Source organism: Pseudophaeobacter profundi (genome assembly GCF_029697505.1).
Lineage (GTDB): Bacteria > Pseudomonadota > Alphaproteobacteria > Rhodobacterales > Rhodobacteraceae > Pseudophaeobacter > Pseudophaeobacter profundi.
Genome location: NZ_JARJEF010000005.1, coordinates 209,260 through 233,864, shown reverse-complemented (window position 1 = coordinate 233,864; position 24,605 = coordinate 209,260). Strand labels below are relative to the sequence as shown.

27 protein-coding genes are annotated in these 24,605 nt (G+C 59.2%); 10 read left to right on the top strand and 17 right to left on the bottom strand.

Annotated features, from left to right (window positions below; translation table 11 throughout):
• Nucleotides 1-268: 268 nt before the first annotated feature.
• Entirely contained in the window at nucleotides 269-868 is a 600-nt protein-coding gene (gene recR / locus P2081_RS10855; RefSeq protein ID WP_278922881.1) for a recombination mediator RecR, read from the top strand.
• A gap of 94 nt (nucleotides 869-962) precedes the next feature.
• On the opposite strand, the gene P2081_RS10850 is transcribed toward recR, so the two are convergent.
• Nucleotides 963-1,730 carry a DUF1013 domain-containing protein gene (locus P2081_RS10850; protein WP_278922880.1) on the bottom strand — a complete coding sequence of 256 codons (768 nt, stop codon included), beginning with the start codon at nucleotides 1,728-1,730 and terminating at the stop codon, nucleotides 963-965.
• Between the two features lie 147 nt (nucleotides 1,731-1,877).
• On the opposite strand from P2081_RS10850, the gene P2081_RS10845 reads away from it, so the two are divergent.
• The gene (locus tag P2081_RS10845; RefSeq protein ID WP_278922879.1) at nucleotides 1,878-2,525 is read left to right on the top strand and encodes a ribonuclease T2 family protein; all 648 of its coding nucleotides are present in this window, start codon (nucleotides 1,878-1,880) and stop codon (nucleotides 2,523-2,525) included.
• A 499-nt stretch (nucleotides 2,526-3,024) separates the two neighbouring features.
• Entirely contained in the window at nucleotides 3,025-3,882 is an 858-nt protein-coding gene (locus tag P2081_RS10840) for a DUF2189 domain-containing protein (protein WP_278922878.1), read from the top strand.
• Between the two features lie 166 nt (nucleotides 3,883-4,048).
• Here P2081_RS10840 and P2081_RS10835 read toward each other — a convergent pair whose 3' ends face one another.
• Together P2081_RS10835 and P2081_RS10830 are read right to left on the bottom strand one after the other, a co-directional pair.
• Complete coding sequence (locus P2081_RS10835) at nucleotides 4,049-5,038, bottom strand: NAD(P)H-quinone oxidoreductase (protein ID WP_278922877.1); 990 nt, start codon at nucleotides 5,036-5,038, stop codon at nucleotides 4,049-4,051.
• Nucleotides 5,039-5,259: 221 nt separating this feature from the next.
• Nucleotides 5,260-5,970, bottom strand: a complete 711-nt coding sequence (locus P2081_RS10830; RefSeq protein ID WP_278922876.1) for a COQ9 family protein — start codon at nucleotides 5,968-5,970, stop codon at nucleotides 5,260-5,262.
• A gap of 169 nt (nucleotides 5,971-6,139) precedes the next feature.
• On the opposite strand from P2081_RS10830, the gene rpsU reads away from it, so the two are divergent.
• On the top strand, nucleotides 6,140-6,346 hold the full coding sequence (gene rpsU, locus P2081_RS10825) for a 30S ribosomal protein S21 (RefSeq protein ID WP_008207378.1): 207 nt from the start codon (nucleotides 6,140-6,142) through the stop codon (nucleotides 6,344-6,346).
• A gap of 457 nt (nucleotides 6,347-6,803) precedes the next feature.
• A complete protein-coding gene (locus P2081_RS10820; RefSeq protein ID WP_278922875.1) occupies nucleotides 6,804-7,388 on the top strand; it encodes a MarR family winged helix-turn-helix transcriptional regulator in 585 nt (194 codons plus the stop codon).
• 12 nt (nucleotides 7,389-7,400) lie between these two features.
• On the opposite strand, the gene ppk2 is transcribed toward P2081_RS10820, so the two are convergent.
• From ppk2 to P2081_RS10805, 3 genes are all read right to left on the bottom strand, one after another.
• Nucleotides 7,401-8,318, bottom strand: a complete 918-nt coding sequence (gene ppk2 / locus P2081_RS10815) for a polyphosphate kinase 2 (protein ID WP_278922874.1) — start codon at nucleotides 8,316-8,318, stop codon at nucleotides 7,401-7,403.
• Nucleotides 8,319-8,548: 230 nt separating this feature from the next.
• Nucleotides 8,549-10,147: a GMC family oxidoreductase gene (locus tag P2081_RS10810; protein WP_278922873.1), complete on the bottom strand. Its 1,599-nt coding sequence runs from the start codon at nucleotides 10,145-10,147 to the stop codon at nucleotides 8,549-8,551.
• A gap of 107 nt (nucleotides 10,148-10,254) precedes the next feature.
• The gene (locus P2081_RS10805; RefSeq protein ID WP_278922872.1) at nucleotides 10,255-10,713 is read right to left on the bottom strand and encodes an Lrp/AsnC family transcriptional regulator; all 459 of its coding nucleotides are present in this window, start codon (nucleotides 10,711-10,713) and stop codon (nucleotides 10,255-10,257) included.
• A gap of 135 nt (nucleotides 10,714-10,848) precedes the next feature.
• Here P2081_RS10805 and ald point away from each other — a divergent pair, with 135 nt between their 5' ends.
• Nucleotides 10,849-11,967, top strand: coding sequence for an alanine dehydrogenase (gene ald, locus P2081_RS10800; RefSeq protein WP_278922871.1), 1,119 nt, complete (start codon nucleotides 10,849-10,851; stop codon nucleotides 11,965-11,967).
• A gap of 161 nt (nucleotides 11,968-12,128) precedes the next feature.
• Nucleotides 12,129-12,935: a mechanosensitive ion channel family protein gene (locus P2081_RS10795; RefSeq protein WP_278922870.1), complete on the top strand. Its 807-nt coding sequence runs from the start codon at nucleotides 12,129-12,131 to the stop codon at nucleotides 12,933-12,935.
• A gap of 120 nt (nucleotides 12,936-13,055) precedes the next feature.
• Here P2081_RS10795 and P2081_RS10790 read toward each other — a convergent pair whose 3' ends face one another.
• The 4 genes from P2081_RS10790 to P2081_RS10775 form a co-directional block, all read right to left on the bottom strand.
• Complete coding sequence (locus P2081_RS10790; RefSeq protein WP_278922869.1) at nucleotides 13,056-13,508, bottom strand: hypothetical protein; 453 nt, start codon at nucleotides 13,506-13,508, stop codon at nucleotides 13,056-13,058.
• Between the two features lie 160 nt (nucleotides 13,509-13,668).
• Nucleotides 13,669-14,208 (bottom strand): GNAT family N-acetyltransferase, encoded by a 540-nt coding sequence (locus P2081_RS10785; RefSeq protein ID WP_278922868.1) that lies wholly within the window; start codon nucleotides 14,206-14,208, stop codon nucleotides 13,669-13,671.
• Nucleotides 14,209-14,233: 25 nt separating this feature from the next.
• Complete coding sequence (locus P2081_RS10780; RefSeq protein WP_278922867.1) at nucleotides 14,234-14,683, bottom strand: YtoQ family protein; 450 nt, start codon at nucleotides 14,681-14,683, stop codon at nucleotides 14,234-14,236.
• Nucleotides 14,684-14,752: 69 nt separating this feature from the next.
• Entirely contained in the window at nucleotides 14,753-15,391 is a 639-nt protein-coding gene (locus tag P2081_RS10775) for a class I SAM-dependent methyltransferase (protein ID WP_278922866.1), read from the bottom strand.
• 87 nt (nucleotides 15,392-15,478) lie between these two features.
• Between P2081_RS10775 and P2081_RS10770 the strand changes: the two genes are divergently transcribed.
• Complete coding sequence (locus P2081_RS10770; protein ID WP_278922865.1) at nucleotides 15,479-16,357, top strand: LysR family transcriptional regulator; 879 nt, start codon at nucleotides 15,479-15,481, stop codon at nucleotides 16,355-16,357.
• 159 nt (nucleotides 16,358-16,516) lie between these two features.
• Here the strand turns inward: P2081_RS10770 and pheT are convergent, their stop codons facing one another.
• The 7 genes from pheT to pyk all read right to left on the bottom strand — a co-directional run bounded on the left by pheT (nucleotide 16,517) and on the right by pyk (nucleotide 23,650).
• Nucleotides 16,517-18,913 carry a phenylalanine--tRNA ligase subunit beta gene (gene pheT / locus P2081_RS10765; RefSeq protein ID WP_278922864.1) on the bottom strand — a complete coding sequence of 799 codons (2,397 nt, stop codon included), beginning with the start codon at nucleotides 18,911-18,913 and terminating at the stop codon, nucleotides 16,517-16,519.
• 281 nt (nucleotides 18,914-19,194) lie between these two features.
• On the bottom strand, nucleotides 19,195-19,824 hold the full coding sequence (locus P2081_RS10760; RefSeq protein ID WP_278922863.1) for a hypothetical protein: 630 nt from the start codon (nucleotides 19,822-19,824) through the stop codon (nucleotides 19,195-19,197).
• A 130-nt stretch (nucleotides 19,825-19,954) separates the two neighbouring features.
• Nucleotides 19,955-21,028: a phenylalanine--tRNA ligase subunit alpha gene (pheS, locus tag P2081_RS10755; RefSeq protein ID WP_278922862.1), complete on the bottom strand. Its 1,074-nt coding sequence runs from the start codon at nucleotides 21,026-21,028 to the stop codon at nucleotides 19,955-19,957.
• A gap of 219 nt (nucleotides 21,029-21,247) precedes the next feature.
• Nucleotides 21,248-21,613 (bottom strand): 50S ribosomal protein L20, encoded by a 366-nt coding sequence (gene rplT / locus P2081_RS10750; protein WP_232402929.1) that lies wholly within the window; start codon nucleotides 21,611-21,613, stop codon nucleotides 21,248-21,250.
• Between the two features lie 14 nt (nucleotides 21,614-21,627).
• Nucleotides 21,628-21,828, bottom strand: coding sequence for a 50S ribosomal protein L35 (gene rpmI / locus P2081_RS10745; protein ID WP_083098539.1), 201 nt, complete (start codon nucleotides 21,826-21,828; stop codon nucleotides 21,628-21,630).
• A 112-nt stretch (nucleotides 21,829-21,940) separates the two neighbouring features.
• On the bottom strand, nucleotides 21,941-22,165 hold the full coding sequence (locus tag P2081_RS10740) for a hypothetical protein (protein ID WP_278922861.1): 225 nt from the start codon (nucleotides 22,163-22,165) through the stop codon (nucleotides 21,941-21,943).
• A 39-nt stretch (nucleotides 22,166-22,204) separates the two neighbouring features.
• Complete coding sequence (gene pyk / locus P2081_RS10735) at nucleotides 22,205-23,650, bottom strand: pyruvate kinase (RefSeq protein WP_278922860.1); 1,446 nt, start codon at nucleotides 23,648-23,650, stop codon at nucleotides 22,205-22,207.
• 241 nt (nucleotides 23,651-23,891) lie between these two features.
• Between pyk and P2081_RS10730 the strand changes: the two genes are divergently transcribed.
• Nucleotides 23,892-24,143, top strand: coding sequence for a DUF6868 family protein (locus tag P2081_RS10730; RefSeq protein ID WP_278922859.1), 252 nt, complete (start codon nucleotides 23,892-23,894; stop codon nucleotides 24,141-24,143).
• A 96-nt stretch (nucleotides 24,144-24,239) separates the two neighbouring features.
• The gene (locus P2081_RS10725) at nucleotides 24,240-24,554 is read left to right on the top strand and encodes a DUF1244 domain-containing protein (protein ID WP_278922858.1); all 315 of its coding nucleotides are present in this window, start codon (nucleotides 24,240-24,242) and stop codon (nucleotides 24,552-24,554) included.
• Nucleotides 24,555-24,605: the final 51 nt, after the last annotated feature.

Below are 24,605 nucleotides of genomic sequence, written 5' to 3'. Positions count from 1 at the left end.
GGTCTGGATCGAAGACTGAACGCCGTAAACGGGAGACAGTGGGTCGAAAAAGAAAAACGTTAGCCCTGCCTATATGCGCGGGCTACGATTATTTTTCAAGAGGTAATATCATTCAGACGGCATAAGACGCCAAGGTGAGGCCACATCACGCGTACCATAGCCTAGTAAAAGACCCGCAACCAGAAACAAAGCCCGCCCGACGTTCCCATGGGCCTTGCAGCGCCCCGCCGCTTTGCGCCTATATGCGGACAAGCGCAAAGGATCCTATATGACCGACGACAGCCTCAGCGAGATCGAGCACCTGATTGCCCTTATGGCGAAACTTCCCGGCATGGGGCCTCGCTCTGCCCGCCGGGCGGTGCTGCATCTGATTCGCAAACGCGCACTGCTGCTGACGCCGCTGGCCGATAGCCTTGGCGCGGTGGCAGCCACCGCCCGCGAATGTCTGAACTGTGGCAATGTCGGCACCAGCGATATCTGCGGTATTTGCAGCGACGAGCGGCGCGCCAACGGCGAAATCTGCGTGGTGGAAACCGTTTCCGACCTTTGGGCGATGGAGCGGGCGCAGGTTTTCAAGGGGCGGTATCACGTGCTTGGCGGCACATTGTCGGCGCTGGATGCCGTCGGTCCGGACGATTTGCGCATTCCGCGCCTGGTGGACCGGGTCGCAAGCGAGGGCCTCCGCGAGGTGATTTTGGCGCTAAACGTCACCATAGACGGCCAAACCACGGCCCACTACATTGCCGACCAGTTGGACGATCAGGTGCAGATCACCACCCTGGCCCAGGGCGTCCCCATCGGCGGCGAGCTGGATTACCTGGACGATGGCACCATCAGCGCCGCCCTCAAGGCCCGCAAACAACTATAGGATACGGCGGCCGCAGCACAAAAAAAGACCATGCCCGGAAGAGCATGGTCTGAAATTTTTCCAGCGCGGGGCAACGGCGCTGCCCGCGAAACGATCAGCTGCGCGAGGTCTCGCCGCCTTCTTCGTCTTCGTCGTCATCCGCTACATCGGGCAGGTTGAAAAAGCTATCCGCGTCAACAACCGGATCGGCCGAGGGGCGCGAACTGCCACCGCCAAGGGTAAAGCTCTCCAGGCCTTCGATCCCGGCGGGGATCTTGGATTCGGTTTCCATTTCCAGCGATTGCTCGGTCGAAACCAGCTTGCGCCGTTCATCGTCGCTCATCACGCCGCCTTCAGCCGCTTTCTTGGCTGCTGCCTTCTGCACGATCGCGTCCAGTTCGGACTGCTTGCACAGGCCCAGAGCAACCGGATCAATCGGCTGCATGTTGGAAATATTCCAGTGGGTGCGTTCGCGGATCGACTGAATTGTTGGTTTGGTGGTGCCGACCAGCTTGGCGATCTGGCCATCCGACAGCTCTGGGTGGAACTTGACCAGCCAGAGAATCGAATTGGGCCGGTCCTGACGTTTGGACAGCGGCGTGTAGCGCGGGCCACGGCGCTTTTCCTCGCCGGCCGCTGCCGCGTTGAATTTGAGCTTCAGCTTGTACAAGGGGTTGGCTTCGGCCTTGTCAATTTCATCCTGGGTCAGCTGATTGTTGGTCACCGGATCAAAACCTTTGACGCCGGCCGCCACATCACCATCGGCAATGCCCTGAATTTCCAGCTCGTGCATGCCGACGAAATCCGCGATCTGCTTGAAGCTGATCGTTGTATTGTCCACCAGCCACACGGCGGTAGCTTTGGTCATCAATGGTTTTGCCATGTGCTCATCTCCTAAACCTGGCGTCCTGTCCCGAAATACAACTTTCCCGTCGCCTGAATTAGGCTGCCCCGGTCATTTGGGGTCGGTATCCATTGTCGGGGAACTTCCATTCTATATAGTCGTGCTGATTTCATAAGGAAAGAGGCGATGCGCAGGTTCTTTTTAGCAATATTTCTCGCCCTGACCGGGCCTTTCACCCTTGCCGCTTGGGCAGATGGAGAGGTCGCCGGTGAATTTGACTATTACGTTCTGGCGCTTAGCTGGTCGCCCAACTGGTGCGAGATCGAAGGCGACGCCAAGGGGTCCGACCAATGTGATCCGCGTCACGACCATGGCTGGACCCTACATGGGCTTTGGCCGCAGTTTCATCGCGGCTGGCCCAGCTATTGCCGCACAACCCAGGCCCCGCCCCGGCGCAGCGATACAGCGAAAATGGCTGATATCATGGGGACTCCCGGTCTCGCCTGGCATCAGTGGAAAAAGCACGGCACCTGTTCCGGTCTAGGCGCCCGCTCCTATCTTGATCTGTCGCGCGCGGCCTATGACAGCGTCACCCGCCCGGCGATCTTTCGCAAGCTGGAGCGCGCCGTGACCCTGCCCGCCACACTGGTCGAACAGGCGTTTTTGCAGGCCAACCCGCAGTTTGATGCCGACAGCGTCACCGTGACCTGCCGCGATCATCACATCCAAGAGGTCCGCCTGTGCCTGTCCCGCGACCTGCAACCCGTGCCCTGCGGGCGTGACGTGATCAAGGATTGTTCGCTAAAGGATGCGCATTTCACACCAATTAGGTGACATGAGAATCGGACCGGTCGTCACCTTTGCCGCACTCAACCTAGCTGCCCCTTGGGGCGTCAGGGGCCTGATAGATGCCTTGGCAGAGGGGCGGCAAAGGCAGCTCCTCTTCTGGCTGATCGTGATTGTTCTTTTCACCGCAAACCAATTGGCAGCACGCCAATGGCACTCCTGGCGGTGGACGTTCTGGGGCATCTCGACCGCCAATATCCTTATGCTTCCACTTGGCGCCGTTTCATTGGCAACTGCGATCCCGAGCTTCCCCAGCTTGGTCTATTGGCCCCTTTTGTACCAAAGCTGATATCTCGCACTCGCGCCCCTGTCGCGGGCTTGTGAAGGTCGGTGGGCTGGATGTGATCACGCTATGCGCTAGATCTTGATAATATGGGTCCTGTGCCGCATTGGCCCGACTCTGCAGCGCGAGACGGCTCTGCCCCCTGGCGCGGCTTTGCGGCATCCTTGATCCGGGCCCTCTTATGGGATGAAAGGGAGCACGCACATGGCACACACAATCGGAAACCCGCTCAGTTGGCTGGCACAGCATCTGGGCTTAACCTCGGCACATGTCTCGGATTCAGTGGCACACCTGGGCAGCGATGAGACCACGGCCCGACCCGAGTTGAACCACCTGGAAATGTCGGATCTGCGTGCCGCGCTGAAGGCCGGGGTCGAGGATTTTGCCGCCTGCCGCAGCGATGCAATGTTTCTGATCCTGTGCTACCCGCTGATCGGCCTTGGTCTGGTGATCATGAGCCTGCACGTCAACATGCTGCCGCTGATCTTTCCGCTGATTCTGGGCTTTGCCCTGCTGGGCCCCGCAGCTTCTGTCGGGCTGTATATGATGTCGGCGCGTCGGGCTGCCGGCTTCACCCCGCGCTGGGGCGATGCCTTTGAGGTGCTGCGCTCTCCGGCGCTGCTGTCGGTCCTGGCCCTCGGATTTTACCTAGCGGTGCTATTCACGGCTTGGCTGATGGTGGCGAATGCAATCTACAACCACACCCTCGGCCCCGAGGCGCCAAGCTCTCTCAGCTCTTTCCTGCTTTCCATCGTGCAACAGCCCGAGGGCTGGCAAATGATCTTTTGGGGCGGGCTGACTGGCGCAATCTTTGCAATCACTGCCCTGGCCGTCAGCCTGGTCTCTTTTCCGCTGCTGCTGGAACGTAATGTCGGTCTGCCCGTCGCCGTCATCACCTCGGTCAGACTGGTGCGGCGCAACCCGCGCGTGACCCTGACCTGGGGGGCCTTTGTGGCGCTGGCGGTTTTTCTCGGCTCCCTGCCTGCCTTTGCCGGGCTGGTGTTGGTGATCCCAATCCTGGGACATGCCAGTTGGCATCTCTATCGGCGCGCGGTGCGCTGACAGCTTCCTCCTCTTACGCTGCTGGGGACAGCCGAGGAGGTATCGCCCGGCGCCCACCGGGCGGCGCTTGGCCGTCCCCACCGTCCCCCGGGGTCAGGCGCGTTTTCCCAACCTTCTGCAGGTGCCCTGCGGCTTCGGTGCGGCGACCTGCACCGCACCTGTCCGGCTAGATGTCGGAAACTTTCAGAACGATCTTGCCGATATGGCCCGAACTTTCCATGCGAGCATGGGCGGCGGCGGCCTCTTCCAGCGCAAATTCACTATCCATCACCGGAGCCAGCTTGCCAGCCTCGATAAGGGGCCAGACCACTTCGAACAGATCCTGCGCGATGCGGGCCTTGGCCAGATCGCTTTGCGGCCGCAGGGTTGATCCTGTCACCGTCAGGCGGCGCGCCATGATCTGGGCAAAGTTCAGCTCGGCCTTGGGACCGGACAGGAACGCGATATGTACCATGCGGCCATCATCCGCGAGAGTTTTGATATTGCGGGGAATATAATCTCCGCCAACCATATCAAGGATCAGGTCAGCCCCGCCCTCGGCGCGCAGCACCTCGACAAAATCCTCATCCTTGTAGTTGATCGCACGTTCCGCCCCGAGATCCAGGCAGGCCTGGCATTTCTCATCCGACCCAGCGGTGGTAAAGACCCGCGCGCCCAGCGCCGTCGCCAGCTGGATCGCTGTTGTACCAATGCCGGAGGATCCACCATGCACCAAGAAACGCTCGCCCGCTTTCAGCCCGCCACGGGTGAAAACATTCGACCAGACAGTGAAACAGGTCTCGGGCAGGCAGGCCGCCTGCTTAAGGCTCAGGCCATCTGGAATGGGCAGGCAATGGGCCGCCGGGGTTGCGACATATTCGGCGTAGCCACCACCGGGCAGCAGGGCACAGACCCGATCGCCAATTTCCAGCCCCGTGACACCGGCGCCCAGCGCCACCACTTCGCCAGATGCCTCTAGCCCCGGTAGATCACTGGCACCGGGGGGCGGATTGTAGGCGCCGGCGCGTTGCAGCGCATCGGGGCGATTGACCCCGGCATAGGCCACCTTCAGCACCACCTGACCATGGGTCGGCTGCGGCATGGGCCGCTGGGTCAGGGTCAGCACCTCTGGCCCGCCTGGGGTCGAGATTTCAACGGCACGCATCGTATCGCTCATGCGGGGGATCCTCTTGTTCCGGCCCAGCCGTCAGGTCTGAGCTTCTTGTCTTCTTTGGCACCAGCTTGTCACGGGCGCCGGGCATTGCCCAGCCTGATGCGAAAGCCTGTCGCGTTCCTTTACCGTCACGCGATTTTCTCTTACTTGGTAATCTATCATGCTGCAGGAGCACGTAACCGATGCACAGTGTTACGCAACCTGCCCTGGGTCACAACCCGCAGTCACGAACCGCGAGACTGCCCCGGCAAATCGTCGTGCGGGGCCGGGCGTCTGATCTGGGCCGACAGCCAAGCAGGGCCGGCCAGGAACGGCTTGAGCAAGGGATTCTTGTTCAGGTCCGCCTTGACCTTTTCAAACTGCATCACATTATCGATGCGCCGATCCAGAAACTCCCAGGTTGCCTGATGATCAGGACTGTCATCGCCCAGCCAATACAGCAGCGTCGAAGAATAGACCCCCGACAGTATGGTGCGCTTGCTGTACCAGTTCAGGTCGTCCGATGTGTCGCCCAGCGCTGTCCAGATGGCATCGCAGGTTCCCCAGACCAGCTTGGCACCTTCGGCGGCGTGGTTGGGCAGCGCAAAGAGCGTCACACCGCGCCGCACCGCGTCCTTGTCCTCGGCCGCGTCCAGGCGATAGCGCACAAGGGCGGCAATCTTGTCACGAAACCGCAGCCCCGACAGATCTGACGCCGCCAGACGCGCCAGCATCGCCTGATCGCCGCGCTGGTGATAGGCCACCGCCAGATCCAGGGCACCGCGCGGGCACAGCGCCTGCGCCAGCACCGGATTTACATCGGCATCGGCAATCGCTGCGTCAAAACTCGCCTTGGACCAGCCATCAAATACCACATGCAGCAGGGCCGCATCCAGCAGCTGATCCATCAGACCGTCATTGCCAGCGGGGGTGTCTTGATTTTCCTCGGTGCTCATCTTGGCCTCTCCAGGTTATTGGTGCGAGATCGGATCGCAATTGCCCGCGCCCTGATAAATAGGGTCTGACAGCGACATATCACAGTACTAGACAAGATGCAGGGGCTTTGCTATATGGCCACTTCCTGCAAATCCTTGCAACTCTATCTAGAAAGGTGGTGAAAACCACATGCAGGTTAGTGTTCGTGACAACAATGTCGATCAGGCGCTCCGCGCTCTGAAGAAAAAGCTGCAGCGTGAAGGCGTCTTCCGTGAAATGAAGCTCAAGCAACATTTCGAGAAGCCGTCCGAGAAAAAAGCGCGCGAGAAAGCTGAAGCTATCCGTCGTGCCCGTAAACTGGCGCGTAAGAAAGCACAGCGCGAAGGTATGCTCTAAGCTCCTTCTATCCGCCTTTTGGGCTTCCAGTTTTCTTCTGGACACAAAGTTGATGACCCCCGCGCCCTGGCTCGGGGGTTTGTCGTTTTGAGGGCCTTGAAACCATGTGTAGCGCGCCTTTGGCCCTGTTAGCGCGAAAATCCGCTCACCACTAAACTTTAGCGTGTATTCCTGCACAGCTTGCCGTATGGTTCTCTTACGGGGCAACACACCCAAGGGTGTCCGCCCATGTGCTTGCAGCCGGATTTGGAACGCCCGGCTCTGCCCGAGATGACAATGCGCGGCTTTTGGTACGATAGCGGCGCGCGCCTTCCCCCTGCGCACAGGCAATTGTCATCTCGGGGCCTTCCCCTGATGCATCCAAGACAGATCAAAGGCGGCGCGCCTTGGGCAAAGCCATGCTACCGGCAGGTCAGCGTGTGTTGATCTGTCAACACGGCAGCCATAAGATGCCGCCATGACACAGCCCCCATCAATCGTGCCGCCCCCATCTGACCTGCCCGGCCTGCCCCACGAGGCGCAAGATGCCGACGACCCGTCAGCGCTGAGGGATGATTTATTCCTGGTCACCGCCACAGGTGCCCCGGATGATCCTGCTGCGACGACCCTCAGCTATCGCAACAGCCCCGTTGTTCTGGTTACCTTTGCCGGCAACCGCCTGACCCGAGAGGCAACGCGCGCCTATCAGGCGGAATTTGGCATCGGCGTGATGGATTGGCGTATGCTGGTGATGCTGACCCGCAGCCCCGGCTGCCCCGTGGCCGAAGCCACGCGCGTCACGGGCATCGACAAGGCGGCCGTTAGCCGCTCTTTGCAGCGGTTAGAGACCAACGGTCTGGCGCGTGCCCTTGCCACGACAGGCGGCGATGAACGGCGAAAGGCCTGGTACCTGACCCCAGAGGGACAGGCCCTGCACGCCCGCATCCTGCCCCGCGCACTAGAACGCCAAAGAGACCTGCTGAAGGGTTTCACCGAGGCGGAAACCATCAGTTTCACGCAGTATCTGCAACGCTTTCTCGATAATGCCAATGCCCTGGACTAGCCCCTCTCGCGGTCAGTAGACCTTTGGCACATAGAGTTCATCCGGCAGCACCCGGCGTTCGTAATCAGGGTTATATTCCCGGTCCGGCAGCGTGACTTTTTCGCTGGGGACGTCCTGATAGGGGATCTTGCTCAAAAGGTGTTCGATACAGTTCAGGCGTTCGCGCTTTTTATCATTACCTTCAACGATATACCAAGGGGCCTCGGGGATGTTGGTACGTTCGAACATCTCTTCCTTGGCTTTGGTATATTGCTCCCAGCGAATGCGGCTTTCCAGATCCATTGGTGACAGCTTCCACTGTTTCATCGGATCGTGAATACGCATCATAAAGCGCAGCTGCTGTTCTTCGTCGGTGATAGAGAACCAGTATTTCAGCACGATGGTATTGGAGCGCACCAGCATACGCTCAAACTCGGGCACATCGCGGAAAAATGTCTCGACCTGGTCGTCATCGGCAAAGCCCATCACCCGTTCAACCCCGGCGCGGTTGTACCAGGATCGGTCAAACAGCACGATTTCGCCCCCCGAAGGCAGATGCGGCACATAGCGCTGGAAATACCACTGGCTTTGCTCGCGGCGGCTGGGCGCAGGCAGGGCGACGACCCGCGCCACCCGCGGGTTGAGCCGTTGGGTAATACGCTTGATTACTCCGCCTTTGCCGGCACTGTCGCGCCCTTCCATGATGACCAGAACCTTGGCGCCGGTTTCGACCACCCAATCCTGCAGTTTGATCAGCTCAGCCTGCAGGCGCAGCAGGTTGCGGAAATAGACCTGCCGATCCAGCATCTCGGGGTGCTGCTCGCGGTAGATCTTGCGCAGCTCCATCGACAGCATCGGTTCTGCGAATTCAATTTCGATATCCTCGTCCAATGTGTCCTGAAGCTCGGCTTCAAGCCAATCAAAGGAGTCGGGTTCGATATCGCTGGTCACAGGCCTATTCCTTTACTGTGTTATCTGTTGCGGATGCCACTAACACGCCAGTGTAATCCTTTGATGTCAGTCTTGAAACCAAACAGCGTTCACATCGCAGTCAGCTCAGCGCCGGGCCACGCGCCCAGCGCAACACAAGACACCTTTGCCTCAATGAATGCGAGATCGCCACCGGGTGCAACCATCTTTGCCCGCTTTGCAGCATTGCGGTATCACCGGGAGCCCGGAGTTTAGGCAGCCGCAGCCTTTGCTGTGGCCAGGATCAGATCAGCGGCTTTTTCGCCAATCATGATGCTGGGCGCATTGGTATTGCCGCTGGGGATGGTGGGCATGGCGCTGGCATCCGCCACCCGCAGCCCCCGGACCCCGCGCAGCCGCAAATCGCCATCCAGCGGCGCAGTCTCATCCGTCCCCATATGCACGGTGCAGGTCGGGTGAAAGATCGTGGTGCCAATGTCGCCCGCCGCCCGCATCAGATCCGCCGCATCGTCAGACCCGCCGCCCGGCTTCATTTCTTGCGGGCCATAGGCGCGCATGGCAGGTTGCGCCATGATCGCCCGCGCCTGCCGAATCGCCGCAACCGCCACCTGCCGGTCGCCTTCGGTGGACAGGTAATTGGGCGCAATCACCGGTGCCTGATGCGGATCCCCCGAGGCGATCTGCACCGTACCCCGGCTTTCGGGGCGCAGGTTGCAGACACTGGCAGTCAGGCCGGGAAAGTCATGCAGCGGCTGGCCAAAGGCCTCAAGCGTCAGGGGCTGCACATGATATTCCAGATCCGGCGTCGCCAGATCTGGACGCGAACGCGCAAAGGCCCCCAGTTGACTGGGTGCCATCGACATCGGCCCCGAACGTTTCAGCACATACTCCAGGCCAATACGGGCCTTGCCCAACACAGAGTTTGCCAATGTGTTCAGCGTGCGCCCCTGTTCCAACCGCCAGGCACAGCGTAGTTGCAGGTGATCCTGCAGATTGGCCCCAACGGCCGGCATGTCCCGCCGCACCTCGATGCCGTGCTGCTGCAACAGCTCCCCTGGCCCCAGGCCGGACAGTTGCAGGATCTGCGGCGAGTTCACCGCCCCAGCCGAAAGCACCACCTCGCCGCGCGCCCGCACCTGATGAGTGACACCGCCCTTGTCATATTCCACCCCAACCGCGCGGCCGTCTTCGATCAGGATGCGGCGGGTATGGGCCTGGGTCTCTACCTTCAGATTGATGCCGGTCACCGTGCGCAAGAACGCCTTGGCGGTATTCATCCGCCAGCCACCACGCTGGTTGACCCGAAAATACCCAACGCCTTCGTTGTTGCCGGTGTTGAAATCGGTGACCTTGGGCAGCCCCCAACTGGCAGCGGCCTCCATCCAGTCGTCCAGCACATCCCAGCGCAGCCGCTGGTTTTCCACCCGCCATTCGCCGCCTTCGCCGTGCATGTCCGAGGCACCTTCGACATAGTCTTCGGATTTCTTGAAATAGGGCAGCACATCGTCCCAGCCCCAGCCCACCAGCCCACGCTGACGCCAGCCATCGTAATCCGCCGCCTGACCACGCAGATAGAGCATCCCATTGATCGACGAGCAGCCCCCCAGCACCTTGCCACGCGGATAAAGCAGGCTGCGCCCGTTCAGCCCGGGTTCAGCGGCGGTGCGATACATCCAGTCGGTACGCGGGTTGTCGATGCAATAGAGATAGCCCATTGGGATATGGACCCAGTGGTAATTGTCCTTGCCGCCGGCCTCCAGCAGCAGGACCCGATGGCCTGCCTCGCTCAGTCGTTTGGCAATAACACATCCGGCGCTGCCTGCGCCCACCACGATATAGTCCCACTCCATGGCCTGCCTCCCGCTCTCAATCCCCCGCAGCAGAGCACAGTTCGGCGCCGCAAGACAGAGGCAAATCTGCAAAACCCATTTGCCATCAACAGCTTGTACAATTCACCCTAAACCGGCAGCGCTGTGGTCTTGAAGACCGTGCGCAGGGCAAAACTGGATTGCATCTGCGCCACCCCCGGCAGCCGGGTCAGGTGCTGGCGGTGGATGCGCGCAAAATCATCCGTGTTTTCCGCCACCACCTTGAGCAAATAATCCGCCGTTCCCGCCATCAGGTGGCATTCCAGCACATCCGGGATCCGCGCCACGGCGCGTTCAAAGGCATCCAACAGCTCATCCGCCTGGCTTTGCAGGGTGATCTCAACAAACACCGTCGTTGAAACTGCCATCTTGCGGGCATCCAGCAGCGCGACGTAATCTTTGATATAGCCATCGCCTTCCAACCGCTGTACCCTTCGGTGACAGGCTGATGCCGACAGGTTGACCCGCTCGCTTAGCTCTGCGTTAGAGATCCGGCCCCGCCGTTGCAACACCTGCAAAATCCGACGATCCGTGCCATCCAGAGACATTTTTTCAAAGATCCTTGCTACTTTCCGCTGGTGTATTCGAAGAATCTTCGAATGTCATGTTTTTATTACGCACAGAAAAGCAGCACTTTCCCCGCCAGCTGCGTCAGACTGACGCAATAATATGGAGGAGAGATCATGAAAATCGGCTGCCCTACAGAGATCAAGCCACAGGAATTTCGCGTCGGCATTAGCCCTGACGCCGCCCGAGAGGCCGTTCAGCATGGCCATCAGGTGCTTATACAAAAAGGCGCAGGCCTGGGCGCAGGCTTTACCGATGCTGACTATCTTACCTCTGGCGCTGTGGTGATCGACACCGCAGAAGAAATCTTTGCCACCGCAGACATGATCGTCAAAGTGAAGGAACCCCAGGCCGTTGAGCGCAAGATGCTGCGCGAAGGCCAATTGCTGTTCACCTATCTGCACCTGGCCCCAGATCCGGCCCAGACCACCGATCTGTTGGAATCCGGCTGTACAGCCATTGCCTATGAAACCGTGACAGATGCCCATGGCGGCCTGCCGCTGCTGGCACCAATGTCCGAAGTGGCCGGTCGGCTGGCCCCACAGGTCGGCGCCTGGACCCTGCAAAAAGCCAATGGCGGGCGCGGCATTCTGATGGGCGGCGTGCCCGGCGTGGCCCCGGCCAAGGTCGCGGTGATTGGTGGCGGCGTTGTCGGCACCCATGCGGCCAAGATCGCCGCAGGCATGGGCGCGGATGTCACCATTCTGGATCGTTCCCTGACCCGGCTGAAATATCTGGATGATGTCTTCGGCCGCGATTTCAAAAACCAATATTCTACCGCTGGCGCCACTGCCGATCTGGTGCGCGATGCAGACATGGTGATCGGCGCAGTGCTAATCCCCGGCGCCGAAGCCCCAAAGCTCGTTTCGCGCGCCATGCTAAGCGAAATGAAACCTGGCGCTGCGCTGGTGGATGTGGCCATCGACCAGGGTGGCTGCTTTGAAACCTCTCGGGCCACCACCCATGCCGACCCGATCTATGAGGTCGACGGCATCATGCATTACTGCGTGGCCAACATGCCCGGTGCAGTTGCCCGCACCTCGACCCAGGCGCTGGGGAATGCCACCCTGCCCTTTATGCTGAACCTGGCGAACAAGGGCTGGCGGCAGGCCTGCGAAGATGATCCGCATCTGCTGAACGGTCTGAATGTCCATGCCGGCAAGCTGACCTATTACGCGGTTGGCAAAGCCCTGGGGCTAGATGTGATCTCTCCGGCCATCGCGCTGAAGTCGTAGGGTCGCAGAACGCGCCAGCCAGGCCCGCTGGCCCGCATACCATTCGCAAGCCCCCAAATCCGTTTGGGGGCTTTTTGCCGTGTAACTCCCCTTGCGGGACTGGGCCAAGACGTGTTTCACAAAAGATAGGCCTTAAACAAACCAAAAAGAGTGAGACAGAGATGAACGGTGTTATGGAACAAGGACTGGCCTACTGGCCCCTGGTATTAAGCGGCATCAAGGCGCTGGTGGTGCTAATCATCGGCTGGATTGCCGTCGGCATGATCAGCGAAACCGTGCGCAAGCGGATCAATTCCACCCCGGAGATTGACGCCACTTTGGGCAATTTCATCGCAAGTATGCTGCGTTGGGCCCTGCTGGCGGTGGTGCTGATTGCCGTGCTGGGGATCTTTGGCATCGAGGCCACCAGCCTGGTTGCCATGATGGGTGCCGCCACCCTGGCCATTGGCCTGGCCCTGCAGGGCACCCTGAGCGACCTGGCAGCAGGCTTTATGCTGATCCTGTTTCGCCCCTATAAGATTGGCCAATATGTGGATATTGGCGGCACCAGCGGGACCGTCAAGGATCTCAACCTGTTTGTGACCGAACTGACCACCCCTGACAACGTGCAGATCATTGTACCCAATGGTCAGGCCTGGGGATCAATCATCACCAACTTCTCGCATCACGCCACGCGCCGGGTGGATCTGGTCTTTGGCATTGACTATGGCGATAGTGCCGATGCTGCCAAGGCTGTCATCCTTGAGCTGGCCGCAGCCGACAGCCGCATCAAGACAGACCCGGAACCCTGGGTGCGGGTCACCAATCTCGGCGATAGCTCTGTGGATTTGACCACCCGCCTGTGGTGCGACGCGGCAGACTATTGGGAGGTGAAATTCGCCATGACCCAGGCTGTCAAGGAAGCCTTTGACAAGAAAGGTATTTCCATCCCCTACCCACATACAGTGGAAATCAAACGCGACGCATAAGGGTAATCACCCTTCTACCTATGCGCCCCAGCACCCCGCCAATGGCGGGGTGTTCTGTATTACGACCTGGTAGACAGAGCAGCGGATCTTGCATCTGTCCGCGCGGTCACACACCCCCGGTCAGGTAAAGGGCGACCGCCCGCCCAAGTTTGTCATCCCATCTAAATCGGCATAGGCCCAGCGCGCGGCCAGCAGTTGATAGCTGCGGTGTTCCCAGCCAGAGGTATCCCTTTGGAACCGGGGCCGCCAAGATCCTTCCACACGAATGCCCAGGCGAACACTGTTGATCTGCGGTGGCTCGGTGCCAGATTTTGCCGCCGCATGGTTCAGGCGTGCATACATGGTCTTCAGCCGGCTTTCGATCCCCAAGGCCTCTTTTGTGCGACGCCCGGCAAAGATGACAAAGACTTCAGCGGTCCCATTGAGATAGCCACGGATCACCAGATCCCCCCGGCTGCTGCGCTTGATATGAGGCACCAGGGCCACCCGGAACTGGCCCAGGTCTTTTTTGAACAGCCCCCTGTCCTCGACTTTGGGCGTAATGTCTTTGAGCGCGCTGCGACGGTTCTGCATAGGTATTTTCCACAAGAGCCCCACAGGCGAAGCCCCTAAATGACTGAAAGAGAGATATCTGCCAAGCAACCTAGAGGTTGGCCGTTAAAGATAAGTTTTCACAAAACCAAAACCGCCACCCTAGGTGCAGATCTTTGTGACATATCTGGGGGCTATGCCTTCAGACAGATGTGGCAGTCGGTCCAGGGCGTGTCAAAACCTGCATTTCCGCGCCCTGATACCGGGCCATCCCCGTTGGCTGATAGCCCAAGCCCGAAGCCAGCCGCAGCGAGGCCTTGTGATCCGGATCAATGATCGCAATGGCTTGGTCCCAATCCTTGTTTTCATCCGCCCATTGGTGAAGGCAGGCCAGGGCTTCACGTGCCAGCCCACGCCCCTGCGCGACAGGGGACAGCAGCCATCCTGCCTCGGGCACCACAGGCAGGGCTGGCGTCACCTCGCGGTGATAGATGGCAAATCCGGCTTCGCCCAGAAAACGGCCATCACTGCGATCACAGATCGCCCAATAGCCAAAGCCCAGGGCCTGCCAATGGCCAATGTAGCGCAGCAATCGCGCCCAGGACATCTCTTGCGTGCAGGGGCTGCCCCCGATGTATTTCACCACCTCGGGATCGGCCCATAGCGCCGCCAGATCGGCAAAATCCGCGCTGGCATGTGGCCGCAGGACCAAGCGTTCGGTTTCCAGAATTGGCACCTTCATCGCAACCTCCATCATTGCAGCCCCATTAGTTTGGCAGGCTGCCGTCCAGGACATAGGTCAGGATCTCAACCACCTGGCGCGGCTCTTCCGCTACGGCAAGGGCCGCAGCATGGACTTCTTTCAAGGCATGCTGATGGTCTGGCTGGCTAAGCACGATGATGGATTTCCCCAGCGCCGCCGCATAGCCGGCATCAAAGGCGGCGTTCCACTGTTTGTATTTTTCACCAAAGCGCACCACCACCACATCGGCCTCTTCCAGGCCTTTACGGGTGCGGATCGCATTCAGCTTGGCGCCCTTATGGTCATGCCAGAATTTGCTGTCCTCGGCGCCCAGGATCGCCACGCCGCAATCGTCGCTGGCCCCGTGATCAGTCACAGGGCTTTGAAAGGTCACATCCAGCCCCTTGGCGCCGTCGATGATCTGTTCACGCCAATCAGTGTGGATCTCACCGGATAGATATACATTCAGTGTCATGTTGCGCTCCTGCTCCAGTTGGTTTGTCCCAGACCTATGTCGGATCGCCCGACCACACCAGAGCACAAATCAAAGACGACGCGCCACGATATAGCGCCCCGGCGTTGAAACCGGGTAATTGCCGGTCTCGACCAGTTCAAACCCGGCGGCCTTGATCGCAGCTTCAAGCGAGGTGATATCGAAAAAATGCACCGGACTGGTTGGCGCTTTGCCAAGAAAGCGCATCACCGGGATCATGGCCTTGAACAACCAATATTTGGCACTGCCTCGCGTCTCCCCCAGGCAGGGTGTCTTGGATATGAACAAAGCGCCCTTTGGCAGGCGCGCAGCGACCAGCGCCAGCGCTGCCTCCAGATCAGGCAGCAGGTGTAAAAGGTTATGCGCCAAGACCACATCAAATGAGCCCTCTGGGGCCTGCGCCACGCTGCCCTGATGAAAATGGATATTGCCGACCCCGGCGGCGGCCGCCCGGTCCCGCGCAATGGCAAGCATGCCCTGTGACAGATCCGAAACGGTAATCTCGGCCACTTGGCTCGCCAGTTCAATTGCGGTCGAGCCCGTGCCGCAGCCCAATTCCAAAACCCGATCATCAGGTTTCAGATAGCTGCAGGTCCGCGCCAGCGCCTGCCGATAGGCCGCCTCATCACGAATGGGGTCTTCAGCATATTTGGCGGCAATTTTATCCCAGAACGGCGCGTCGGTTTTCATTCTGTCTCTCCTGATTTGGCCACAGCTTATCCATACGGAAACCACATATAAATTGCCAAAATTCGGGGATAACTTATACATATTTGCATGAACAAACCTGACTGGACCCATATCCGCGCCTTTCTCGCCACTGCTGAAACCGGCTCGCTGTCTGCGGCGGCGCGCCAACTTGGCCTGACCCAGCCAACGCTGTCCCGACAGGTCTCTGCGCTGGAGGCCGATCTGGGGGTCATGCTGTTTGAACGCCTTGGGCGCAGCCTTGCCTTGACAGATGCCGGGCGTGAGCTTTTACCACATGGGCGCAAGATGTCAGACGGTGCCGATGGGCTCAGCCTTGCCGCCAGTGCGCAGGCCCAGTCCATCGAAGGCACAATCCGCATCACCGCCAGCGACATGATGTCGGCCTTCGTGTTGCCACCTGTGTTGCAGACGCTACGGCAACAGGCCCCACGCCTGACCATTGATATCGTGGCCGCCAATGACATCCGTGACTTGATGCGGCGCGAGGCTGATATTGCCATTCGCCATGTGCGCCCCGACCAACCAGAGCTGATCACACGTCTGGTCCAAGAGGCCACGGCGCATTTTTACGCCGCGCCCAGTTACCTGGCTCGCCGGGGGCATCCCGGCTCACTCGCTGCTCTGTCATCTCATGAATTTGTAAATTTCGGAGATATCCAGCGTTCTATCGAATTTCTTGCGCCGCTTGGCATTCACCTGACACACGATAATTTTCGCATCGGATCCAACAGCGGGCTCGCAGCCTGGGAGCTGGTCCGGCAGGGCTTTGGCATCGGGGCCATGGCAGATGATGTTGTCGAACACTCCAGCGGCGTCGAACGGCTGTTGACGGATCAGCCCCCCATCCGCTTTCCGGTCTGGCTGACAACCCACCGTGAGCTGCACAGCAGTCGGCGCATACGCCTGGTCTATGATCTGCTGGCCGAATTCTTTGCGGCAAAATAAAACGCGCCCCGAAGGGCGCGCTTTACTGCATTGGATCTGGTATCGCCAAACCGGCAGGAGAGCCTGTCGCAATCATTCACATTCAGGCGACAGGCTCTCGTCTATTGATTTAGCATGTCAAATAGCTCGAAACCGGAAACCACTTTCGAGCGACATGCTCTAGCCCCGCAGAGTGCCGCCAGTGGCCTTGGTCACCTTGGCAATGATCTTCTCGCTCACCGCCTCGATGTCCTTTTCCTTCAGCGTCTTGTCGCTGGGCTGCAGGCGCACGGTCACGGCGAGGCTCTTTTTACCCTCACCCAGGGCGCCGCCGATGAATTCATCAAAGATGCGCACCTCGGAGATCAGCGCCTTATCGGCACCAGAGGCCGCATTGACCAGTGTCAGCGCCTCGACCTCGGCATCCACCACAAAGGCGAAATCGCGTTCAACCGCCTGCAGGTCGCTTTGCGCCAGCGCGGCGCGGGTGGTGCCGCTTTTGCGTGGCAACGGAACCTCATCGGGCCAGATGCTAAAGGCAACGACTGGTCCTTTGACGCCCATCTCGGCGATCACCTTGGGGTGCAATTCACCAAAGATACCCAGCACTTTTTTCGGGCCAAGGCAAATCTTGCCATGACGCCCAGGGTGCCACCAGCTCTGCGCGCCGCGCAGGATCTGCACTTTGGCCGGGGCACCGATGGCCGCAAGAATGGCTTCGATATCGGCCTTGGCATCAAAGGTATCCACCGCGCGGGCGCTGCCATGCACATCCTTGGGACCGGTACGCCCCACCAGGATGCCCGAAATCAGGTTATGCTGCTCGCCCGGTTCACCACCATGAAAGGCCGGACCAACCTCGAACAGGGCCAGATCCATAAAGCCACGCGCCTGATTGCGCGCCGCCGCCTGCAACAGGCCTGGCAGCAAGGCAGGGCGTATATGCGACATCTCGGACGAGATCGGATTGGCCAGCATGGTCGCGTCATCACCGCCGCCAAACAGGGTCGCCGAGGGCTGGTCGATGAAGGTATAGCTGACCACTTCGTTATAGCCGAGGCTGGCAGCCGTGCGCCGCGCCATCTGCTGGCGGCGCTGCTGCGGTGTCATCACCGCCTTTGGAATGCCATCAGTGATACGGGGCAAGGGTTTGCCCTGCAATTTGGTCAGCGAGGCAATGCGCGCCACCTCTTCCACCAGGTCGGCTTCTCCCTGCACATCAGGGCGCCAGCTGGGCACATGGGCCATGTTGCCTTCCAGACGGAAGCCAAGGCGGGTCAGGGTCTGACGCTGGTCGCTTTCGGGGATTTCCATACCAACCAGCGACTGCACCCGCTCCGCATCCAGCTTATAGGCGCGGCTGTGGTCGGGCGCGTCGCCCGCGATCACCACATCAGAGGCTTCGCCACCGCAAAGATCCAGGATCATCTGGGTTGCCATATGCAGCCCCTGAATGGTGAATTCAGGGTCGACACCGCGTTCAAACCGATAGCGCGCGTCCGAATTGATCTTGAGCGCACGACCGGTGAGCGCAATCTGTACGTGATCCCAAAAGGCGCTCTCGACAAAGACATCCACGGTCTCGTCGGTGCAGCCGGTCTCTTCGCCGCCCATGATACCACCGATGCTTTCTATCGCCTTGTCATCCGAGATCACCATCTGTCCGGCCGAGAAGGTATATTCCTTCTCGTCCAACGCCTTGAGCATCTCGCCGCCAGCCGCGCGGTGCACCCGCAGATTGCCACTGACCTTGGCGGCATCAAAGACATGCAGCGGGCGGTTCTGATCATAGGTAAAGAAGTTGGTGATATCGACCAGCGCCGAAATCGGCCGCAGACCAATCGCCTTTAGGCGATCCTGCAGCCACTGCGGGCTTGGGCCATTCTTGACGCCCCGGATCAGACGCCCAGAGAACAGCGGGCAGCCATCGCGGGTGTCTTCGTCAATGCTGATCTTGATCGGGCTTTCAAAGCTGCCTGCAACCGGGGCGTAATCCTTGGTCTTCAAGGTGCCAAGACCGCGCGCGGCCAGATCGCGGGCGATGCCATAGATTCCCAGCGCATCGGGGCGGTTGGGGGTAATGGCAATCTCGATCACCGGGTCCACCTTGGCGGGCTGGTTTTCCGCCAGCCAGTCGACAAAGCGGTCGCCCACTTCGCCCGAGGGCAGTTCGATAATGCCGTCATGTTCATCCGACAGCTCCAGCTCGCGCTCGGACGCCATCATGCCAAAGCTTTCCACGCCGCGGATCTTGCCGACGCCAATGGTGATGTCGAGACCGGGGATATACATGCCCGGCTTGCAGACCACCACGGTGATGCCTTCGCGGGCGTTGGGCGCGCCGCAGATGATCTGCATCTCGCCCTCATCCGTGTCCACCTTGCAGACCCGCAGCTTGTCCGCATCCGGGTGCTTTTCGGCGTGTTTCACATAGCCCAGGGTAAAATCCTTGAGCCGATCGCCGGGGTTGCTGACCTCTTCGACCTCAAGGCCAAGGTCAGTCAGGGTTTCAGCGATCTCATCCACTGATGCGTCAGTGTCGAGGTGATCTTTCAGCCAGGAAAGAGTGAATTTCATCGGTCAAGAGTCCTATGGCAAGCCATGCGTATACAGGCATAGGCAATGACAAAGATTGACGCCCGGCGCAAGTCTTGCTGGCCCTACCCGGCACGCTGGGCTGAGACTGCGACGTAAATGCGAGGGGAAGCCGGTCATGACCACCAAACAAGGGCGCATGGTGGTACTGTAGTGCACATTCCCAACCCTAGGCACGCTCGCTCCTGCCCGGGTGGGCGCAACGCGCCCGCCGTGGGGCGGGCAGGCGCGTGCCGAGCCGCAAGCGGCCCGGCTTATTCAATTTATTGTTCTGGCTTCCTATTCTTTCTGCTTTGAAGCCGAATTTCTCCCTGAAGTCCGTAAGCGCTTTCCCTTATACGATTAATGACACCCTCAGTGGCTGCGTCCAATTTCTTAATTCTACAGTCCAAAACTTCCTTGAAGACCCCTTTCACATCTTTCACTGGAGGCTCGGGAACCAAGCTGTCTTGGGTTTCCCGCAGTTGTTGTAGCTCATTTCCAATGTCAGACATGACCGAACGTGCCTCGCTGAAGTAGCGTTGGAATTCATTAGCAATCTTGGGATCAATTAGTACCGTTGAGGCCAAAAATTGTCTTTCTCCGGCATTCAACCTCTCAAATACAGACGAAATACGTTTTTGCAGATCAGCAAAGTCTGAGAAACTTCCAAGTTTTTCCAAAGCAAATCGAACGTCGTGTAGTGGGAATATCAAATCACGATATACACCGCGTTGTTCCAATTGAATTTGCAGTTTGCGGTCTCGTTCTTTTTGCCATGGGTACGCATAAAATGCGATGATCAGGGCGACAGAGCTTGCCAATAGTGCAGGCCCCCAATCGGAGAATTTACCTAGCCAAGAAAAATCTCGACAAACATTCTCGCAAGCCGTCATCACTTCAACAGAAGCCATTCGCTCAAATCCTCAAATCAATGCAATTTTGAGGAGAGCATAGCGCCCGAACCGGGGTGGGCGCAATCGCGCCCGCCCATGGGGCGGGTCGGGCGCGACGCGGGGCTGGCGCCCCGCGAAACAAGTAATATTAGCGGCTCAAACCACCATGCAGCGTTGGCACGTCCAGGCATTGGAAACCGTAGTGGCGCAGCCAGCGCAGGTCGGAATCGAAGAAGGCGCGCAGGTCGGGGATGCCGTATTTCAGCATCGCCAATCGGTCGATGCCGATGCCAAAGGCAAAGCCCTGATAGACATCGGGGTCGATGCCACCAGCGGCGATCACCTTGGGGTGCACCATGCCAGAGCCGAGGATCTCCATCCAGTCGTCGCCTTCACCGATCTTCAGCTGGCCATTGTCCCAGGAACAGCGAATGTCGACCTCGGCCGATGGCTCGGTGAAGGGGAAATGTGACGCGCGGAAACGCAGCTCGACGTCGTCCACTTCAAAGAAGCTTTTGACAAATTCCTCCAGCACCCACTTGAGGTTCGCCATAGAGATATCCTTGTCCAGCGCCAGGCCTTCGACCTGGTGGAACATCGGCGTGTGGGTCTGGTCATAGTCGGCGCGATAGACACCGCCGGGGCAGATGATGCGCAGGGGCGCGCCCATCTTTTCCATCGAACGGATCTGCACCGGGCTGGTATGGGTACGCAGCACATGCGGCGGGCGGTCGTCGCCTGTCGCACGGTGCATGTAGAACGTGTCCATCTCGGCCCGTGCGGGGTGATGGCCGGGGATGTTCAGCGCGTCAAAGTTATACCAGTCGGTATCAATGCGCGGCCCTTCGGCGACGGAAAAGCCCAGCTCGGCAAAGATCGCGGTCAGCTCTTCCTGGGCCTGGCTGATCGGGTGCAGGCTGCCCTGACGCGAGGGACGGACCGGCAGGGTCACATCCAGCCATTCGGTGCGCAGACGTTCGTCCAGCGCCGCATCGGCAAGGCCGACCTTTTTAGCGGCGAGGGCGGAATTGATCTCATCCTTCAGCGCGTTCAGCGCCGGGCCGGCCACCTGGCGCTCTTCGGGCGTCATCTTGCCCAGCTCGCGCATCTTCAGTGCAACTTCGCCTTTTTTGCCGACGGCGGCGACCCGAATGGTCTCTAGCGCGTTTTCATCGGCAGCATCGGCAATCTGCCCGAGGTATTTTGCTTTAAGATCGTCCATGACGGTCCCCTGAATTTTGGCTTAGGCTCTGCTACCACAAGAGCGCGCGAAAGCAAGTGCTGGCGTTGGGACCAATCCAGATGCCAGAAGACTATGGCTGATTGGCCCTACCCAACACGCAGATGCATCAGGCAGAGATACAGGACATATGAGCAGCGACCATAGCAAAAGGCCGCCCCAAAGGAGCGACCTTTCAGATCTGCGAAGCTCAAAAAAGCCTTAGGCTGCCAGTGCAGACTGGGCCTGGCGCACGATGGCACCAAAGGCTTCGGGCTCGTGCACGGCCAGGTCGGCCAGAACCTTACGGTCAACTTCAATACCGGCCAGGGTCAGACCATTGATGAAGCGGCTGTATGTCAGCGCTTCGTCATGGCTGCGGACGGCGGCGTTGATACGCTGGATCCACAGGGCGCGGAAATTGCGCTTACGCTGCTTCCGGTCACGGGTTGCGTATTGATTTGCCTTGTCGACGGCCTGACGGGCGACCTTGAAGGTGTTCTTACGGCGACCGTAATAACCTTTGGCTGCCTTGATGACCTTCTTGTGACGGGCGTGGGTTACGGTACCACCTTTAACGCGGGACATGTCTCAAACTCCTCTTAGCGATCGTAGGGCATATAGCCCTTGACGATTTTTGCATCGGGAGCAGACAGCTCCGCCGTACCGCGGGCGTTGCGGATGAATTTCTTGGTGCGTTTGATCATGCCGTGCTGTTTGCCGGCCTGAGCAGCCATGACCTTACCGGTCGCGGTCACCTTGAAGCGCTTTTTGGCGCTCGACTTCGTCTTCATTTTGGGCATTTCCGTCTCCTTCAATGCGGGTTCGGTCTATGCGCGACTCGGCATGCCACTTCCGGCCGGCCACGCGAACAGGATGGCCATGTACGAAAGCTGCCGGCAAAGGGCAAGCGAATTATCCCAAAAAACGCCCCAGAACCGAGAAAAACACATCCGGGATCTGTTCAATACGATAGCCACCGGGATGGGACAGCACGGCATAGACAATAAGGCCCGCCCCTGACAGCAACAAGAATGCTGAACTGCGGGGCGGGCGATTCTCGCTCAGATTTGAAAGAATAGCGGGAATGGACAGGCCGCCAAGAATGATCCCCAAGATCAAAGCCAGATCACTATCCATTCCACCCCCTACGAAACACCAAACTCCGAAAGGTGAAGCCTACTCTGGGTCTGTGCTGTAAATCAAACGTTCATCACAGGGCGCAACCCGCAGGATATTGGTGGTGCCGGGCACGTTGAAGGGCACACCCGCAGTCACCACGATCTGATCGGTCTCATTGGCGAAACCGCCTGCCCGTGCAGCCCGCGCCGCGCCGACAACCGCGCCTTTGAAACGCGACTGATCCGGGGTCAGCACACAGTAGCAGCCCCAGCTCAGCGCCAGGCGTCGTGCGGTGCGCGCCAAAGGCGTCAATGCAATGATCGGGACACCTGGACGTTCACGCGCCGTCAGCAGGGCAGTGGTGCCGCTTTGGGTATAGCAGCAGATCGCCTTGATTTCGGTTTTCTCGGCGATCTCGCGCGCCGCCGCAACGATGGCATCGGCAACGGTATCGCCCTTGGCCGAGCGAGACGCGGAAATGATCTGGCTATAGGTTGGGTCGGCCTCGACCTCGACGGCCACCCGGTCCATGGTCTGCACCGCCTCGATCGGATAGCTGCCCGCCGCGCTCTCCGCGCTCAGCATGATGGCATCCGCGCCCTCATAGATTGCGGTGGCCACATCAGACACTTCAGCGCGGGTGGGCATCGGGCTTTCAATCATGCTCTCCAGCATCTGCGTCGCCACGATCACCGGCTTGGCTGCCGCACGGCATTTGCGCACCAGGCGTTTCTGGATTGGCGGCACCGCAGCCACAGGCAGTTCAACCCCAAGATCGCCGCGCGCCACCATGATCCCGTCCGAAGCATCAAGGATTTCGCTAAAGCGTTCTATCGCTGAGGGTTTTTCGATTTTAGACAGCACCGCAGCGCGGCCATCTGCCAGGCCCTTGGCCTCGAACACATCCTTGGCGCGCTGCACAAATGACAGCGCCAGCCAGTCAACGCCCAGGTTGCAGGCAAATTCCAGATCGTCCCGGTCTTTTTCCGACAGCGCCGCCAGCGGCAGCTCTACATCCGGGACATTCACGCCCTTGCGGTTGGAAATGGTACCGCCGATGATTACTTCGCAATCGGCAAAATCAGTGCCACAAGACAGCACTTTCAGCCGGATCTTACCATCATTGACCAAGAGATGCGCACCAGGTTCCAGCGCGGCAAAAATTTCAGGATGCGGCAGGCAGACCCGTGTCAGGTCGCCCTCGGCTTCATCCAGGTCCATGCGGAAAACAGCCCCTGGCACCAACTCCTCCGAGCCATTGGCAAAGACACCCACCCGCAGTTTCGGCCCCTGCAAATCAGCCAGGATCCCGATAGAGCGGCCCAGATCCTGTTCAACCTGTCGAATGATCGCGTGTTTTTCTGCAATCTCGGGCTGGGTGCCATGGGACATGTTCAGCCGGAACACATCGGCGCCCGCCTCGAACAGGGCCCGAATGGTATCATAGGTTTCCGATGCGGGACCCAGAGTGGCGACAATCTTTACGTTGCGCGAGCGTTTCATCAGGCTTCTCCTCAAGGGGTTTTGATGATCACTGTCAAAATAGTCTGGCAACACAGACAAAATGTTACCGCAAACAGCTTTTGTGGGGCTTATCGCCCAATTCCCATTCTGCTGCAACTGCCGTGATGGTATTCGCAACAACAGGTAACAGATCCACGACACCCGCCCCGCCTTGTATCTACAGGCAGTTTCCCCCAGACTGAACGGAGCAAGAGCACCAATTTTTGCAAAGGAGCACGTCATGACTGGAACAGCGCTCACAGAAATTCTGACCACCTTCTTTGGTTGGACAACGGTTTTGCACCTTGGTTTTCTGACGGTCACCACCTTGATCCTGATGGTTTTCCGTGATCCGCTGGCAGCCCTGCACGCCAGCCTGCTGGGGCTGAATGAAGCTGAGGTCAAGCGAGGCTACTTTTCCTATCTGGCCAATTACAAGATCCTTATCTTTGTCACATCGCTGATGCCCTATCTGGCGCTTAAACTTATGTAGCCCGCCAGGCACGCTTCCCAGGCACGCTTCGTTGTGCCGACAGATCGGGGTTGCTAGAATGGGGGCAGACGCATGCACAGAGTTGAGGACCCCACCATGGACCCGCAGACAGAGATCGAACTTCAGGCCGCCGCTTTTCGTCGCCTGCAAAGGCACCTGATGAAAGACCGCACCGATGTGCAGAACATCGACATGATGAACCTGACCGGGTTTTGTCGCAATTGCCTAAGCCGCTGGTATCAGGAAGCCGCCAATGAACGCGGCATAGAGATGAGCAAGACAGAAGCCCGCGAGGCCTACTACGGCATGACCATGGACGAGTGGAAAGCCAACTACCAGACTGATGCCAGCCCTGAAAAACAGGCAAAGTTCGAGGTCGCCTTCAAGGAAAACGTGACCGATAAGGGGTAGCCTGACAGAAGGCTCGCGTTTCGGGTGGCCATGCTTGAACAAGCCCTTAAA

Excerpts from the sequence above, each read along its gene's own strand:
- recR (WP_278922881.1), top strand. The coding sequence starts at position 269 with ATGACCGACGACAGCCTCAGCGAGATCGAGCACCTGATTGCCCTTATG.
- P2081_RS10850 (WP_278922880.1), bottom strand. The coding sequence starts at position 1,730 with ATGGCAAAACCATTGATGACCAAAGCTACCGCCGTGTGGCTGGTGGAC.
- P2081_RS10845 (WP_278922879.1), top strand. The coding sequence starts at position 1,878 with ATGCGCAGGTTCTTTTTAGCAATATTTCTCGCCCTGACCGGGCCTTTC.
- P2081_RS10840 (WP_278922878.1), top strand. The coding sequence starts at position 3,025 with ATGGCACACACAATCGGAAACCCGCTCAGTTGGCTGGCACAGCATCTG.
- P2081_RS10835 (WP_278922877.1), bottom strand. The coding sequence starts at position 5,038 with ATGAGCGATACGATGCGTGCCGTTGAAATCTCGACCCCAGGCGGGCCA.
- P2081_RS10830 (WP_278922876.1), bottom strand. The coding sequence starts at position 5,970 with ATGAGCACCGAGGAAAATCAAGACACCCCCGCTGGCAATGACGGTCTG.
- rpsU (WP_008207378.1), top strand. The coding sequence starts at position 6,140 with ATGCAGGTTAGTGTTCGTGACAACAATGTCGATCAGGCGCTCCGCGCT.
- P2081_RS10820 (WP_278922875.1), top strand. The coding sequence starts at position 6,804 with ATGACACAGCCCCCATCAATCGTGCCGCCCCCATCTGACCTGCCCGGC.
- P2081_RS10810 (WP_278922873.1), bottom strand. The coding sequence starts at position 10,147 with ATGGAGTGGGACTATATCGTGGTGGGCGCAGGCAGCGCCGGATGTGTT.
- P2081_RS10805 (WP_278922872.1), bottom strand. The coding sequence starts at position 10,713 with ATGTCTCTGGATGGCACGGATCGTCGGATTTTGCAGGTGTTGCAACGG.
- ald (WP_278922871.1), top strand. The coding sequence starts at position 10,849 with ATGAAAATCGGCTGCCCTACAGAGATCAAGCCACAGGAATTTCGCGTC.
- P2081_RS10795 (WP_278922870.1), top strand. The coding sequence starts at position 12,129 with ATGAACGGTGTTATGGAACAAGGACTGGCCTACTGGCCCCTGGTATTA.
- P2081_RS10790 (WP_278922869.1), bottom strand. The coding sequence starts at position 13,508 with ATGCAGAACCGTCGCAGCGCGCTCAAAGACATTACGCCCAAAGTCGAG.
- P2081_RS10785 (WP_278922868.1), bottom strand. The coding sequence starts at position 14,208 with ATGAAGGTGCCAATTCTGGAAACCGAACGCTTGGTCCTGCGGCCACAT.
- P2081_RS10780 (WP_278922867.1), bottom strand. The coding sequence starts at position 14,683 with ATGACACTGAATGTATATCTATCCGGTGAGATCCACACTGATTGGCGT.
- P2081_RS10775 (WP_278922866.1), bottom strand. The coding sequence starts at position 15,391 with ATGAAAACCGACGCGCCGTTCTGGGATAAAATTGCCGCCAAATATGCT.
- P2081_RS10770 (WP_278922865.1), top strand. The coding sequence starts at position 15,479 with ATGAACAAACCTGACTGGACCCATATCCGCGCCTTTCTCGCCACTGCT.
- pheT (WP_278922864.1), bottom strand. The coding sequence starts at position 18,913 with ATGAAATTCACTCTTTCCTGGCTGAAAGATCACCTCGACACTGACGCA.
- P2081_RS10760 (WP_278922863.1), bottom strand. The coding sequence starts at position 19,824 with ATGGCTTCTGTTGAAGTGATGACGGCTTGCGAGAATGTTTGTCGAGAT.
- pheS (WP_278922862.1), bottom strand. The coding sequence starts at position 21,028 with ATGGACGATCTTAAAGCAAAATACCTCGGGCAGATTGCCGATGCTGCC.
- rplT (WP_232402929.1), bottom strand. The coding sequence starts at position 21,613 with ATGTCCCGCGTTAAAGGTGGTACCGTAACCCACGCCCGTCACAAGAAG.
- rpmI (WP_083098539.1), bottom strand. The coding sequence starts at position 21,828 with ATGCCCAAAATGAAGACGAAGTCGAGCGCCAAAAAGCGCTTCAAGGTG.
- P2081_RS10740 (WP_278922861.1), bottom strand. The coding sequence starts at position 22,165 with ATGGATAGTGATCTGGCTTTGATCTTGGGGATCATTCTTGGCGGCCTG.
- pyk (WP_278922860.1), bottom strand. The coding sequence starts at position 23,650 with ATGAAACGCTCGCGCAACGTAAAGATTGTCGCCACTCTGGGTCCCGCA.
- P2081_RS10730 (WP_278922859.1), top strand. The coding sequence starts at position 23,892 with ATGACTGGAACAGCGCTCACAGAAATTCTGACCACCTTCTTTGGTTGG.
- P2081_RS10725 (WP_278922858.1), top strand. The coding sequence starts at position 24,240 with ATGGACCCGCAGACAGAGATCGAACTTCAGGCCGCCGCTTTTCGTCGC.